The sequence below is a fragment of the Lysobacter sp. TY2-98 genome (assembly GCF_003367355.1).
Lineage (GTDB): Bacteria > Pseudomonadota > Gammaproteobacteria > Xanthomonadales > Xanthomonadaceae > Cognatilysobacter.
In genome coordinates, this window is the sequence record NZ_CP031413.1 from 1,605,700 (window position 1) to 1,619,178 (window position 13,479).

The 13,479-nt window shown below is 68.2% G+C and carries 14 protein-coding genes; 9 read left to right on the top strand and 5 right to left on the bottom strand.

Annotated elements, in window-relative coordinates; all coding sequences use genetic code 11:
- Positions 1-93 precede the first annotated feature (93 nt).
- The 3 genes from DWG18_RS07610 to DWG18_RS07620 all read left to right on the top strand — a co-directional run bounded on the left by DWG18_RS07610 (position 94) and on the right by DWG18_RS07620 (position 3,287).
- On the top strand, positions 94-1,494 hold the full coding sequence (locus tag DWG18_RS07610; protein ID WP_115646647.1) for an ATP-binding protein: 1,401 nt from the start codon (positions 94-96) through the stop codon (positions 1,492-1,494).
- Entirely contained in the window at positions 1,491-2,156 is a 666-nt protein-coding gene (locus DWG18_RS07615) for a response regulator (protein WP_115646648.1), read from the top strand. Before DWG18_RS07610 ends, DWG18_RS07615 begins: the two co-directional genes overlap by 4 nt.
- Positions 2,157-2,225: 69 nt before the next feature.
- Positions 2,226-3,287: a S41 family peptidase gene (locus DWG18_RS07620; RefSeq protein WP_115646649.1), complete on the top strand. Its 1,062-nt coding sequence runs from the start codon at positions 2,226-2,228 to the stop codon at positions 3,285-3,287.
- A 72-nt stretch (positions 3,288-3,359) separates the two neighbouring features.
- On the opposite strand, the gene DWG18_RS07625 is transcribed toward DWG18_RS07620, so the two are convergent.
- Positions 3,360-3,779, bottom strand: a complete 420-nt coding sequence (locus DWG18_RS07625; RefSeq protein ID WP_115646650.1) for an MmcQ/YjbR family DNA-binding protein — start codon at positions 3,777-3,779, stop codon at positions 3,360-3,362.
- Positions 3,776-5,188, bottom strand: a complete 1,413-nt coding sequence (locus DWG18_RS07630) for an aminotransferase class V-fold PLP-dependent enzyme (RefSeq protein WP_115646651.1) — start codon at positions 5,186-5,188, stop codon at positions 3,776-3,778. Before DWG18_RS07630 ends, DWG18_RS07625 begins: the two co-directional genes overlap by 4 nt.
- Positions 5,189-5,335: 147 nt before the next feature.
- Here DWG18_RS07630 and DWG18_RS07635 point away from each other — a divergent pair, with 147 nt between their 5' ends.
- Complete coding sequence (locus DWG18_RS07635) at positions 5,336-6,073, top strand: rRNA pseudouridine synthase (protein WP_115646652.1); 738 nt, start codon at positions 5,336-5,338, stop codon at positions 6,071-6,073.
- Positions 6,074-6,092: 19 nt separating this feature from the next.
- Here the strand turns inward: DWG18_RS07635 and DWG18_RS07640 are convergent, their stop codons facing one another.
- Positions 6,093-6,668, bottom strand: a complete 576-nt coding sequence (locus DWG18_RS07640) for a hypothetical protein (protein WP_115646653.1) — start codon at positions 6,666-6,668, stop codon at positions 6,093-6,095.
- 325 nt (positions 6,669-6,993) lie between these two features.
- Between DWG18_RS07640 and DWG18_RS07645 the strand changes: the two genes are divergently transcribed.
- The 3 genes from DWG18_RS07645 to DWG18_RS07655 all read left to right on the top strand — a co-directional run bounded on the left by DWG18_RS07645 (position 6,994) and on the right by DWG18_RS07655 (position 9,419).
- Complete coding sequence (locus DWG18_RS07645; protein WP_115646654.1) at positions 6,994-7,857, top strand: hypothetical protein; 864 nt, start codon at positions 6,994-6,996, stop codon at positions 7,855-7,857.
- A gap of 191 nt (positions 7,858-8,048) precedes the next feature.
- A complete protein-coding gene (locus tag DWG18_RS07650; protein WP_115646655.1) occupies positions 8,049-8,591 on the top strand; it encodes a hypothetical protein in 543 nt (180 codons plus the stop codon).
- Between the two features lie 81 nt (positions 8,592-8,672).
- A complete protein-coding gene (locus DWG18_RS07655; RefSeq protein ID WP_115646656.1) occupies positions 8,673-9,419 on the top strand; it encodes a carbonic anhydrase family protein in 747 nt (248 codons plus the stop codon).
- Between the two features lie 233 nt (positions 9,420-9,652).
- Here the strand turns inward: DWG18_RS07655 and DWG18_RS07660 are convergent, their stop codons facing one another.
- Positions 9,653-9,994, bottom strand: coding sequence for a transcription initiation protein (locus tag DWG18_RS07660; protein WP_115646657.1), 342 nt, complete (start codon positions 9,992-9,994; stop codon positions 9,653-9,655).
- Positions 9,995-10,034: 40 nt separating this feature from the next.
- On the bottom strand, positions 10,035-10,895 hold the full coding sequence (ygiD, locus tag DWG18_RS07665; protein WP_240318483.1) for a 4,5-DOPA dioxygenase extradiol: 861 nt from the start codon (positions 10,893-10,895) through the stop codon (positions 10,035-10,037).
- A 189-nt stretch (positions 10,896-11,084) separates the two neighbouring features.
- Here ygiD and DWG18_RS07670 point away from each other — a divergent pair, with 189 nt between their 5' ends.
- A complete protein-coding gene (locus tag DWG18_RS07670; RefSeq protein WP_115646659.1) occupies positions 11,085-12,164 on the top strand; it encodes an aromatic ring-hydroxylating dioxygenase subunit alpha in 1,080 nt (359 codons plus the stop codon).
- Positions 12,157-13,434 (top strand): amino acid permease, encoded by a 1,278-nt coding sequence (locus DWG18_RS07675; RefSeq protein WP_240318484.1) that lies wholly within the window; start codon positions 12,157-12,159, stop codon positions 13,432-13,434. Before DWG18_RS07670 ends, DWG18_RS07675 begins: the two co-directional genes overlap by 8 nt.
- Positions 13,435-13,479 lie beyond the last annotated feature (45 nt).

Below are 13,479 nucleotides of genomic sequence, written 5' to 3' on the forward strand. Positions count from 1 at the left end.
GAAGCCGTCCTGCGGCAGCCTTGCGCGCGGTGACCTTGAGTACGCTATCGCCGACGCCGCCTGCGTCCCCCCTGCCCTGTCCCGAGGCTCGCCTTGGTCGTCCCCCTTCGTGTCCGGCTGTTCGTCATCGGCGTGGCCTCGATGCTGCTCGTCGGCATCATTGGCCTTGCGCTGATCCGCTGGAGCTTCGCGGGCGGTGCGAGGCAGCCGCTCGACTACGAGACGGACGAGGTCAACGCGATCGTCGCGGTGCTGTCGGCCACTTTCGATGCGGCCGGCGGATGGAAAGCGCTTCCCGCGACGTCGGCAGCGCGCGACGCCTGGTGGCGGGCGACCATCGCGCGTGCCGTTGAAACGTCCCCCACGCCGCCCGGACGTGCGACCTCGACGCTCGCCGATCGCGCCGCGCTGACCGATGCGTCCGGCCGGCTGCTGGCCGGTACGCAGCCCGGGGCACCGCTGGTGATGCTCGCATCGATCGACCGTCGCACGTGGACGATTCCCTCGCGCCACGGCATCGCGGGCCATCTCACGGTCGCCCTGCCGCGGAACCCCGACGATGCATTGACCATCGCCGTGCTCATGCAGAAGCAGCGTCATCTCACCGTGCTGGCGCTGATCGGAATCGCGTTGTCCGCGCTGGCGGCAGGCATGGTCGCGACGAGCCTACGCCGTCCGATCCATGCGCTGCTCGAAGGTGCGCGTCGGCTGGGACGGAGTGAGTTCGACACCCAGATCGACGCACGGCGTCGCGATGAATTCGGCCAACTTGCGCGTTCGTTCAACGAACTTGGCGCGCGGCTCAAGGCGAATGCGGGATCCCGCCGGCAATGGATTGCGGATACCTCGCATGAACTGCGAACACCTTTGGCCGTGCTGAAGGCGCAGCTCGAGGCGATGCAGGACGGCATCCGCCCCTTGTCGCAGGCGAGCCTGGCATCGATGGAGGCGCAGATCGCCTCGCTGCAGTCGCTGGTGGGTGACCTCGATCAACTCTCGCGCGGCGACACCGGCGCGTTGCATCTGGAACGCGAGCCGCTCGATCCGTGGACGATCGCGAAAACCACCTGGGACGATTTCGCGGAACGCATGCGCGAGCGTGGCCTGGATGCGCGGATCGTGCCTCCGACCTCGCCTGCAGTCGCCGTCGCCGACCCCGCGCGCCTCCGTCAGGTGATACGCAATCTTGTCGAGAACAGCGCGCGCTACACCGCGACAGGTGGCAGCGTCACCATGACCGGCGATGTCGAGGCGAGCCACTTTCGCTTGCACATAGACGACAGCGCGCCCGGCGTGCCCGCGACCGATCTGCCGCGCCTCGGCGAGCGCTTCTTCCGCGTCGACGCATCACGCAGCCGCGAACATGGCGGCAGTGGGCTGGGTCTCGCGCTCGCACGGCAGATCGTCGAAGCCCACGGCGGCCGCCTCGAATTTTCCGCCTCGCCGCTGGGCGGACTGCGCGCAACCCTGTCCCTGCCGCTGGTACCGACATGAGCGCGACCGTGCTGATCATCGAGGACGAGATCGAACTCGCCCGCATCGTGGCCGACTACGCACGCGCGGCGGGACACCAGGCTATCGCTGTCCACGACGGCCGCGAGGCACGCGATCGGCTGCCGACGTTGCGGCCCGACGTCATCGTCCTCGACCTGATGCTGCCGGGTGCCGACGGGCTGCAGCTGTGTCGCGAGATCCGTGCGGCTTCGGACGTGCCGATCATCATGACGACCGCGAAGGTAGAGGAAGTCGACCGCGTCATCGGCCTCGAATCCGGCGCCGATGATTACGTGTGCAAGCCCTACAGTCCTCGCGAGCTGATGGCTCGCGTCGGCGCGCAATTGCGCCGGTATCGCGGCGCGGCCGGGACATCCAATGCGATCGTCGTCGACGCGTCGACGCGGACGGTTCGCGTGCACGGAACGCCACTCGACCTGACGCCCACCGAGTTCGCCCTCTTCGCCGCGATGACGCGTCGTCCCGGCGTCATCTTCAGTCGCGCGCAACTGCTCGACGCGGTCGGTCGCGACAACCTCGACGTGACCGAGCGCGCGGTCGACAGCCACATCAAGAACCTGCGTCGCAAGCTTGCTGCGCTGTCGGCCGGCGATGATGTGATCCAGTCGGTCTACGGCGCGGGCTACCGCGTCGAGTTCTGACGCTCCATCGTTCCTCCACAATCGTGGCCGAGCCTGCGTACGTCGAATCACGACGAACGGAGACTCCACATGACCACGATGAAGCGCCGCACCGCCGCGATCGCCCGGCTCTGCGCCCTCGGCCTCACCCTGTCCAGCGTGGCCTGCGCGGCTTCGTCGGGGCCAGCGATGGACGCACGCACGCAACAAGCGGTGATCGCGAGCGCGATCGCCCAGCTCGACCGCGCGTACGTTTTCCCCGAGACCGCGAAGACGATGGGCGCCGATCTGCGCGCACGCCTGCAACGCAAGGAGTTCGAGGGTCTCGACGGCGATGGGCTCGCCGAAGCGATGACGAAGGCGTTGCGGTCCGTCAGCCATGACGGACATCTGGAAGTCCGCTACATCGTCGACGCGCCGTCGCCCGGCGCCGCACCGAACCCCGCATCGAAGGCGGGTGACGGCGAGCTCGTGCAGCAGCGCCGCCTCAATTTCGGCATGGCACATGTCGAGCGCCTCAAAGGCAACCTCGGCTACATCGATGTGCATCAGTTCGGTCGCCCGAACGGTGCGGCACCGCGTATCAGCGCCGCGATGGGATTTCTCGCCGACACCGACGCACTCATCATCGACCTACGCAAATGCGGCGGCGGCGACCCGGAGACGGTGATGGCGTTCGCCAGCTATCTCTACGACCGTCCGACGCACCTCAACGACGTCTACTGGCGCGACGAGAACCGATTGGAAACACGCTGGACGCAGGCGACCGTCCCCGGCAAGCGCTACGGCGCGTCGCGACCCGTGTTCCTGCTGACCAGCCGCGATACGTTCTCGGGCTGCGAGGATCTCGCCTACGCGATGAAGAACAACCGGCGCGCGGTCGTCGTCGGAGAAACGACCGGCGGTGGCGCGCACGCGGGCGGGCCGCAACCGCTGGCGGACCACTTCATGATGTTCGTGCCGACCGGCCGCCCCATCAATCCGGTGACGCACGGCGACTGGGAAGGTGTCGGTGTCGCGCCGGACGTCGCGGTGTCGGCGGATTCCGCGCTCGACGTGGCGCAGATGGCCGCGCTGAAGACGCTGGCCGCGAAGGAGACCGATGCAGAGTGGAAGGTGAAGCTCGAGGAGCGGATCAGCGAATTGAAGTAGACCGCGTCGTGGGCGACACCCGGCCGAACTGCAGTCGGCCGGGTGCGTTTTTTTGGTTGCGACGCGCGCCGCTCAGTGCTTCGTGTGCGAAGGCGCGACCCGGTCCAGAAGCCGCTTGGGCGCCTTGTTGCGCCACGCCGCGCGGATCAGGTGTTCGACCGCCTCGGGACGCGCTTCCTCCAACGCGACACGCAGGCCCACGACCCGCCTTCCCCACGCCAAGGGTTCGAGGCCGTCGGGATACATCGTCAGCGCCGTGAGACGCTCCTGCTCGTCGACGAATGCATGGATGTGCGTTCCACCGGGCGGCAGCGTGATGAAGAGCTTGCCGTTGACGCGGAACGACCCGAAGTCGAAATGTGGCATTTCGACGACCTCGGGAAGCGCAAGTGCAATGTCGCGCACGGCCTGCGTATCGAACGCGCGACGCTTGCGCCGGGAGGTCGACTGCACTTTCGAAGCAGCGCGGTCGCCCGATGCACGCGTGCTCATGACGTCGGCACCACGACGCGACCGGCGACCTCGCGATGCACACGCAGCATCGCGTCGACGCTGCGATCGACGTCCTCGGCCGTCGTCGCCCAGTTCGATACCGAAATGCGCAGGGCGGCGAGCCCATGCCAGGTGGTGCCACTCGCCCAGCAGGTGCCGTCGTCCTGCACACCGGCAATGACCGCGCGCGTGGTGGCGTCGTCGTCGCCAAACCGCACGAGCACCTGGTTGAGGACGACGTCATTGAGGACGCGCACGCCTGGCGCGTCGCCGAGCTGCTTGGCGAAGCGTCGCGCATGGGCGCAGCAGCGTTCGACCAGGTCGCCGACGCCAGCGCGACCTAGCGTGCGCAGCGCCGCATACACGGGAATGCCGCGCGCGCGCCGCGAGAATTCCGGCACCCAATCGACCGCATCGCGCTCGGCGCCGCGCGTCTGCACCAGGTACGCGGCGGCCACCGTCATCGCCGCGCGGTGGTCTTCGGCATGGCGAACGATGGCGACGCCGCTGTCGTACGGCACGTTGAGCCACTTGTGTGCGTCGGTCGCCCAGGAATCCGCGAGCTCGATGCCGTCGGCCACCTCGCGCAAGCCATCCGCCGCGCGCGCCCACAGGCCGAATGCGCCGTCGACGTGCAGCCACGCGCCGCGAGCGTGAGCGATCTCCGCGATGCCGCGCAGCGGATCGAACGCGCCGGTGTTCACGTTGCCAGCCTGCGCGCAGACGATCACCGGACCATCGAGCGCATCCATCACCTCGCGCAGGCGATCAAGCCGCATGCGGCCCTGCTCGTCCGAGTCCACGCGCACCAGCGACCGCGTGCCGAGCCCGAGATAACGCAGCGCGACGTCGACGGTGACATGTGCTTCGGCCGACGCAACGACATGGATGCGCGGCGCACCCATCAAGCCATCCGCTTCGACGTCCCAGCCGACGCGGCGCAACACGCCATGCCGCGCGGCAGCCAGGCAGGTGAAATGCGCCATCTGGCAGCCGGTGACGAAGCCGGCGCCGCTGTCGCGCGGCAGGTCGAACAGCTCGAGCAGCCAGCGTGCGGCGATCTCCTCGACCGCGGCGGTCAGTGGCGAGATGACGTGGATGCCGGCGTTCTGGTCCCACGTCGACACCAGCCAGTCGGTGGCGAGTGCGACCGGCACCGTGCCACCGATGACGAAACCGAAGTAGCGCGGCGCGGCGCAGGCCTGAGTGCCCCGCGGCGCATGCATGGCGAGACGATCCAGCACCGCGTCGGCGTGTTCGCCCTGCACCGGCAGAGGACCGTCGAACGCCGCGATCATCTCGTCGCGCCCCGCACGTGCGCCGACGAAGCGTTCGGGCAGCGCGTCGAGGAACGCCGTCGCATGCCCATGCGCACGCCTCAGCAACGGACCGAAATCGTCGAACGTCATCGCGGACTCCGAGGATTCAAAGGCCGGAACGGCCTTCGCCGATTATGCGACGGCGGCGGGCGGCATCGCCCCCGCCAGCAGCCGTAAGCGGACCGCCCGGCCACGCGTACCCCGCTACACTGCGCGCCCCCTTGCCCGTCCCTTCCGATGACCGAACCCGTTCGCCTCTCGCGACGCGTCACCGAACTGATGGGCTGTTCGCGCGCCGACGCCGAGCAGTTCATCCGCAACGGCTGGGTATCGGTCGACGGGCAGGTCGTCGAATCGCCGCAGCATCGCGTCACCACGGAGCGGGTGACGATCGACCCGAACGCGCAATTCGAGGCGGTGGAACCGGCGACGCTGCTGCTGCACAAACCGGCCGGCGTCGACGCGATCGATGGGCCGCATCCGGCGACGGCACTCGTCACGCCCGAGACCCGATGGGTCGACGATCCGTCCGGCGTGCGCCTGCTGCAGCGTCACTTCCATCGACTCACGCCGCTGCTACCGCTGGATCGCGATGCCAGTGGGCTGATGGTGCTGACGCAGGACGGTCGCGTCTGGCGTCGACTTACCGAAGACGGCGACGACATCGAGCACGAGTACCTCGTCGAGATCGACGGTGATCTCGCGCCATACGGCATGGCGCGCCTCGCGCATGGCATGGACTACCGGGGCCGCGTGCTGCCGCCATGCAAGGTCAGCTGGCAGAACGAGAACCGCCTGCGTTTCGCGATCAAGGGCGCGCGCGACGGCCAGCTGCGGCACATGTGCGCGCAGGTGGGCCTGCGTGTGCTGTCGATCCGCCGCCTGCGCATCGGTCGCATCGGGCTCGGCAAAGGGCCCGACGGCGCGATGCCACCGGGCGCATGGCGCTACCTGCCGGTGGGCGAGAAGTTCTAGTCTCGCGCGGCGCGCTCGCTCACTTCACCGGAATCATCAGGTGCTGGTAGGGCGTGCCGGGCCACATCACGTACGGCATCGACGTATCGGGTTGCGCGTCCTTCGGATACGCCGCGTAGAACTCCGGGTCCGCGCCGACGACCATGACGTGCGGGCCCGTCTTGACCCAGTGGTTGGCCGACGTCGGTGCCTTCGCATAGGGATCGGTGTTGCTCGCGTCGGTGCCGCCTTCGAGCATGTACATGAAGCCGACGCGGCCGGCGGGCGGCGCGGTATGCGTCATCCACGCATGCGCCCATCCCATTGCCGACGCGTCCATGCACATCGGATCCGGACCGGGCGTCGTCGGGTTGTCGGGCATGCAGGTGAAGCCGCCCGTGCCCTTGCGCAACGTGCGCATCGAGCCGTCCTCTTCCGCAACGACGATCGTCGCCGCCTCGCCCACTTTCTTCGGCGCGGCGGTCATTGCGCTGCGGATCATCGCGGCGTCGTCGGGTTTCGCTTTCGCCTTGGCGGGCGGCGATGCCAGCGCGCCCGGACTCGCGGCCATGGCAGTGGTGATGGCAAGAACGCAAAGACGCTGCAGTCGGTTCATGACGTGTCTCCTCGGAGGTTGGCTGCAAGCGGCCGCGCCCCGCACGCGCCGTCGCGTCACTATCCGCCGGCCGCGCCTCGACCGTGTGCGGCACGCGACCTCCCGTCGGCACGCGCCCGGCAATGACGACGAATGGCAGCTGCTTGCGGCGCGATTTCACACGCGACAGTGGACGGCCGACTTGGTGACGCCGACCGCCCCGCCTGCTGCGCCGATCGGCGGACTCCCGACCTGCTGGTCAGCCCCACGCTTTTTTGCACAATGCGACCAAGCGGCCCGAAGGGGCGGTCCGCCGTGACGATCGACGCCGCCGGGGATCCCGACCATGACGATGCGTTCGTTGTTCTTCGCTCTCGCGTTGTGGACGACCGCGTCCGGGGCGCAGGCTGCCGGTCGCGACATCGAGGCGCGCTACGGTCTCGACGAGATCGCGTTCCGCAAGGCGAGCGCGGACCTCTTCGCCGCGGGCTACCGGCTCATCGACATCACCGTCGCCGAAGTGAAAGGCGCGCCGGTCATCGGCGGCGTGTTCCAGCGCATGGACGGCGGCCCGACCGGCCCCGAGCGCGCCACGCAGCTGCAGGATCTGCTGTTCCTGCACCAGACACGCGATCAACTCACGGCCACTGGAGCGCGCGTCGGCCCGCAGGGTTCGCAACTCGACGTCATCGACGCCTACGAATCGAACGGGCAGACGGTGTTCGCCGCGTCGTTCAGTCCGCCGGGTGAGCCAACGATCGCGACGGTGGGCGTTTTCCTCACGCAGCCGCAGGCGGCCGATATGCGCCGTCAGGCGCGTGCGAGTAACAACGACCTCGCACGCTGGGACGTCTACCAGGACGGTGACCAGCTGCGCTATCTGCCTTCATTCGTGCCGCGTGCAAATGCGGAGATCTCGTCGCTCACCGCCGACGGCTCGATCCAGTTCAACGCGAACAGCATCGCGCGCGATCTCGGCAACGAATCGCCGCTGAGCATCTCCGCCTACATCACTAAGACCGGCACGATCGGCTATGCGGGCCTGTTCGACGACCAGGCCGGCCGTCGGTCGGTGATCGGCCTCACGCTCGACGAGTTCCACAAGAAGATGGATCCGTTGATCGCGGGCGGCGCGATGATCGTCGACCTCGACAGCGCGACGCTGGGCGATACGGTCTTCTACTCGGCCGTGTACGTGCCGGCGCGATAGCTCTCGCTGCGTTCGCATCGACGCGCTGCCGGGTACGGAGCAGCGCCAGCCTAGCGACGGGGCAACGGCCGGCGATATTGCCCTTCGAGGCAGCAACGGCCGCCCCGAGGTGCGTCACCGATATCTCCACAAGCGGGCGCGGAGACCGGAGAATCGACGGCAGACCCGCAGCCCACCGCAGCGCTGATGCGATGACCGACCCTTCCGACCACGATGCCCGCCGCAGCGACCTGATCGCGCGTCGCGATGCGCTGTATGCCGAACAGAAGGCGCGCGATGAAGCACGCGAACGTGCAGGCACGGTCGCGGAATTCCTGCGCTGGCATGCGGCGGACCTCGCGAACGTCTCGCACGCGTTGCATTGGCCATGGGAGCCGGACGGCGTGCGATTCCCGGCGTATCCGTGGGCGTTCTCCGGCATCGACTGGGCGCGCGTTCCGGGTGCGAACACGCGCTACGGCGGTACGGAGGAAGTGCTCGCCGAACTGTTCACCGACGCACTGGACGCTCTCGGCATCCCCGCCGATCGCCGGTTGCGCCTGCAATGGGGCGTCGCGCATCTGCCCGACGTCACGCTGGCCCGTGCAGACGCCGAACGTCTCGCCGAACGCTTGATGCGATGGAGCAGCGATCTCTGGATCCACGATCCCACCGACGTGTGGGCGATCGAGATCTACCACGAAGGCACGCTCAGCTACGCACGCAGGCCGCCGGATGACGGCGGCTCCGGTTGACGCCGCATTAATGCCGGCGGGCGCTCATTCGCCCAGCGACAACGCTCTCGGTTCTTCCCCGCGATACCTGGAGTCAGCGCCATGAACGTGAAACCGCACTGGGCTTTGGTCGCGCTTTTGCTCGCCACGCAGACCGGCAACGCGGGTGAAGCGAAACACGGGCACTGGGCCTATACCGGCAGGGAAGGCCCGGCGCACTGGGCGTCGCTCGAGCCCGGCTTCGCGACCTGCGGAAAGGGGCACAGCCAGTCGCCGATCAACCTCGCGCATGCGGTCGACACCGCGCTGCCACCGATCGACTTCGACTACCGGCCTGACGGCTACCGCGTCGTCAACAACGGCCACGCGATCCAGGTCGACTTCAAACCGGGCAGCCACATCCGCATCGACAACACCGACTTCGAACTCAAGCAGGTCCACTTCCACGTACCGAGCGAGCACACGGTCGACGGCAAGCGATTCCCGATGGAAGCGCACCTGGTGCACGCCGACGCACAGGGGCGTCTCGCGGTCGTCGCCGTGCTGTTCAAGGACGGTGCGAACAACGCGTGGCTGGAGAGCATCTGGCCGAAGGTGCCGGCGAAGGCCGGTGGGAACGCCAAGCTCCCAACCGCGGTGAATGCGGCGGCTCTGCTGCCCTCTGGACACGACTACTACCGCTACAGCGGATCGCTGACCACGCCGCCGTGTTCCGAGCAGGTGCGCTGGCTCGTGCTCAAGCAGCCTGTCGCCGCCAGCGCGAAGGAAGTCGCTTTCGTGCACGACGCGGTGGGCCAGAACAACAACCGCCCCGTGCAGGCGCTCGGCGCGAGAACGATCCAGCAGTAGCGCGAACCTCGACGGAAACGCCCGACACGCGCAGCCGTTTCGCATCGGCAGCAGTCGCAAGACTCCAGTCGACGATGGCGCGGGAGCACATGGCGATCGATGCCGTGCGCGACCGCCTCTCGCGCATCATCCATCAGCGCTGCTCTCGCTATTCGCTGCGCCATGCCGCGCGATCGGCGTCGCGTCTCGCGACGGCGCTCCCATGCGAGTCGTGCAAGGTTCCCGCGCTGTCGTCACGACTGCGGATCGAACATGAATACGCGAAGCTCCTGCTCGCAGCGGCAGGCCTTCGCGATGCGCGCAGCCCAGTCGATCGCGGCTTCGCGCGACGGCAGCTCGAGGACAGTGAAGCCACCATTGAGATTCGATCCGTCGGCGTAGCCACCCGACGTGATACCGCCGTCCGCGGCAACGCGCACCACCGGCACGGCTTCATCGAGTCCGCCGGCGAACACGTAGACGCCAGCGGCTTTCGCCTGTGCGATCACCGCGTGCGATTCGCGGACAACGGTGTCCCATTCGCCGTCAGGCACCACCATCGCCGCGCTCGGAAATGAAATCAGGTATTTCGCCATGCCGCCCTCGCCTCTCGTCGACGCTGCGTAGCCGTTCGACTCACATGTTCGTACTTTCACCCGGCGCGGTGCTGCCCACGGGTGGCGCGCCTTCCTCATCGCCGAGAGCCGCGGTCGGCGGCCCATCGACGGTGAAACAGGTCATGGACAGGGAACCGTAGGCATAACCGTCGATCAGCACCTCGAGCGGCCGACCGGCCTGCGCGGAAACGCCAGCGATGTACACGAACGGAAGGAAGTGCTCGGGCGTCGGCGCAACCTGCAGGAACGCCGCATCGGTCGTCAGTGATGCGACGTCGCCGGGGCGCGACGTCGCGAGATCGATCGCCTTCTCGTTGAAGCGCCGCGCCCAGTCGAAGCCCGTGTCGATCGCACGCCGATCCATCGCGCGCAGGTTGTGCACGACGTTGCCGCTGCCCATCACCAGCACGCCGCGCTCGCGCAGCGCTGCCAGTTTCGCGCCGAGCGCCAGGTGCCAGTCGGCGGGCTCGGCCGCGTTGATCGAGAGTTGCACGACCGGAATATCAGCGTCGGGAAACGCGTGCACCAGCACGGACCAGGTGCCGTGGTCGAGCCCCCAGCTCTCGGTGTCGGCACCGACGTAGTCGGGCTGGACGGCGTCGGCGACTTCCTCGGCCAGCTCGGGCAGCCCCGGCGCGGGATAGCGCACATCGAACAGCGCCTGCGGAAATCCGTAGAAGTCGTGGATGGTGCGCGGACGCGGCATCGCGGTCACCGCCGTGGCGTTGACGAACCAGTGCGCGGACACCATGAGGATCGCGCGCGGCCGTGGCACCGCAGCACCGAATGCGCGCCAGGCGTCGGTATAGCGATTGCGCTCCAGCGTGTTCATCGGACTTCCGTGACCGATGAAGGCGGCAGGCATGCGGGACGTGGCCATGGTGGGTCCGCGGGCGGCCGGGGCCGGTGTGTCGCAGCTTGCCGCGGCATCTGTTCATGCGTTGCGATGCGGCGGCCATGGGACATGCTGGCCGTGCGTCGAAATGCATGGGCCACGGGCCTCGCGCAGGCATGCTCCGATGCTGCGCCGACGCATGCCAATCCCACGCCCCGGGGCCATACTCGGGCCATGACGACGCTCGCCCTGCTGGACCCGCAACCGTTGAGCCACGCCACCGCGCTTCCGGCGCGGTTTTATGTCGATGCCGACATGCCGGCCTGGGATCGCAGCGTGGTGTTCGATCGCACCTGGCAGTTGCTGGCGCACGTCTGCCAACTGCGCGATGCAGGCGATCACGTCATCGGTGACTTCGCGGGTCTGCCGGTGATCGCCGTGCGCGGTGCGGACGGCGAGATCCGCGTGTTCCACAACGTCTGCAGGCATCGTGCCGGCCCGATCGCCACCTGCGACGGACTGGCGGCCAAGTCGCTGCGCTGCCGCTATCACGGCTGGACGTACGGCCTGGACGGCGTGCTGCGTTCGGCACCGGAGATGGGCGGCGCGCAGGATTTCGACGTCGCCAACGTGCGCCTGCCGCAGCTCGCCGTGCGCATCTGGCACGGCATGGTGTTCGCCGCCGTCGACGAAACGAAGGCGCCGGATTTCGACGCATTCACGGCCGGCATCGACGAACGCCTGGGACCGACGCGCGGTCTCGAACGCTATGGCCACCACCGGCGCGTGAGCTACGACGTCGCCTGCAACTGGAAGGTCTACGTCGACAACTACCTCGAGGGTTATCACGTCCCGCACATCCACCCCGGCCTCAACCGGTTGCTCGACTACCGCAGCTACGTCACCGAAACCGCCGAGTGGTATTCGTACCAGTGGAGCCCGCTGGAAAGCGGTGATGCGCTGTATGGCGACGGCGACGCGCTGTACTACTGGATGTGGCCGAACACCATGCTCAACATCCTGCCGGGGCGCCTGCAGACCAATCGCGTGGTGCCGCGCGGTGTCGATCGCTGCCGGGTGGAGTTCGACTTCTATTACGCGCTGGACGACAGCGAACAGGGTCGCTCGCGACGCGAGGCGGACCTCGTCTTCAGCGACGAAGTCCAGCTGGAAGACCTGACCATCTGCGAGGACGTGCAACGTGGGCTGGCTTCGGGTTCGTACGTGCCCGGCCGCCTGAATCCGTTGCGCGAGAACGCGGTGCATCACTTCCACGAGCTGCTGCGCAGGGCGTACCGGTCGCCGCGTGAGTAACGCGCGGCCGCTCGGCCTGTGGTCGGCCACCGCCCTGGTGGTCGGCAGCATGATCGGTTCGGGCGCCTTCCTGTTGCCGTCGGCATTGGCGCCGTTCGGGCTGGCGAGCCTCGCCGGTTGGGCCGTGACGTTGTGCGGCGCATTGCTGCTGGCCGCCACGTTCGCGCGCCTCACCGCGCTATGGCCGCAGAGCGGCGGGCCCTACATCTACGCGCGCAATGCGTTCGGTGAGTTCGCCGGTTTCACCGTCGCGTGGAGTTACTGGGTGTCGGTCTGGTGCGCCAATGCTGCGATCGCGGTGGCGTTCGCCGGCAGCCTCGGCGCGCTGGTGCCCGCCACGACGGCGACGCCGCTGCGTGGCGCCGCGTGTGCATTAGCGGCGTTGTGGATCTGCACCCTGGTCAACCTTGCCGGCGTGCGCGAAGCGGGACGCATGCAGGTGGTCACGACCGTGCTGAAGCTGGTGCCGCTGCTGCTGTTCGGCGTCGTCGCGGTGTGGTCGATCGATCCGTCGTCGCTGAGGTTCAATCCGAGCGGCGGTTCGTTCGCCTCGGTCACGCAGTCGACCGTCGCGCTGACTCTGTGGGCGTTGCTCGGCCTCGAAGCCGCGACCGTTCCGGCGGGCGCGGTTCACGATGCCGAGCGCACGGTGCCGCGCGCAACGCTGCTGGGCACGCTGCTCGCCGGAATCGCGACGGTGCTCGCGTGCAGCACCGTCGTGGCGTTGCTGCCGGGACCGCAACTCGCCAGCTCATCGGCACCGATGGCCGATGCGGCGCGTCTGCTGTGGGGGCCGACCGCCGGAATCGCACTGGCCGCGGTGATGGCGGTTTCGTGCTTCGGCGCACTCAACGGCTGGGTGCTGGTGTGCGGACAGGTCTCCCTGGCCGCCGCACGCGACGGCGTGTTTCCCTCGCCGTTCGCGCGTTGCGATGCACGCGGTACGCCCGTCGCCGGCGTGCTGATCGGCACGCTGCTCTCCAGCGTGCTGGTGCTGTCGAACTACAGCCATTCGCTCGTGCAGCTGTTCACGTTCTCGATCCTTCTGTCGACAGCCGCGACGCTCGTGCCGTACGTGGCCAGCACCGCGGCGTGGCTGCGACAACGCGGACAACCCGGTCGCGTGCTCGCAGCGCTCGCACTGATCTACGCGCTGTACGCGCTCGTCGGCACCGGCCGCGAGGCACTGGCCTGGGGCGCAGTGCTCATCCTCGCCGGCATGCCGCTGTACGCGTGGCGCCGGTTTGCGGCGCGGGCGCGACCGACGTAGGCGACGACGCGGATCGCGACATGCGACCGACACCCCGCATCTGCC

What these genes read in the sequence shown, in the direction of transcription:
- DWG18_RS07615 (WP_115646648.1), top strand. Translation starts at nt 1,491, where the DNA reads ATGAGCGCGACCGTGCTGATCATCGAGGACGAGATCGAACTCGCCCGC.
- DWG18_RS07620 (WP_115646649.1), top strand. Translation starts at nt 2,226, where the DNA reads ATGACCACGATGAAGCGCCGCACCGCCGCGATCGCCCGGCTCTGCGCC.
- DWG18_RS07625 (WP_115646650.1), bottom strand. Translation starts at nt 3,779, where the DNA reads ATGAGCACGCGTGCATCGGGCGACCGCGCTGCTTCGAAAGTGCAGTCG.
- DWG18_RS07630 (WP_115646651.1), bottom strand. Translation starts at nt 5,188, where the DNA reads ATGACGTTCGACGATTTCGGTCCGTTGCTGAGGCGTGCGCATGGGCAT.
- DWG18_RS07635 (WP_115646652.1), top strand. Translation starts at nt 5,336, where the DNA reads ATGACCGAACCCGTTCGCCTCTCGCGACGCGTCACCGAACTGATGGGC.
- DWG18_RS07640 (WP_115646653.1), bottom strand. Translation starts at nt 6,668, where the DNA reads ATGAACCGACTGCAGCGTCTTTGCGTTCTTGCCATCACCACTGCCATG.
- DWG18_RS07645 (WP_115646654.1), top strand. Translation starts at nt 6,994, where the DNA reads ATGACGATGCGTTCGTTGTTCTTCGCTCTCGCGTTGTGGACGACCGCG.
- DWG18_RS07650 (WP_115646655.1), top strand. Translation starts at nt 8,049, where the DNA reads ATGACCGACCCTTCCGACCACGATGCCCGCCGCAGCGACCTGATCGCG.
- DWG18_RS07655 (WP_115646656.1), top strand. Translation starts at nt 8,673, where the DNA reads ATGAACGTGAAACCGCACTGGGCTTTGGTCGCGCTTTTGCTCGCCACG.
- DWG18_RS07660 (WP_115646657.1), bottom strand. Translation starts at nt 9,994, where the DNA reads ATGGCGAAATACCTGATTTCATTTCCGAGCGCGGCGATGGTGGTGCCT.
- ygiD (WP_240318483.1), bottom strand. Translation starts at nt 10,895, where the DNA reads ATGGCCACGTCCCGCATGCCTGCCGCCTTCATCGGTCACGGAAGTCCG.
- DWG18_RS07670 (WP_115646659.1), top strand. Translation starts at nt 11,085, where the DNA reads ATGACGACGCTCGCCCTGCTGGACCCGCAACCGTTGAGCCACGCCACC.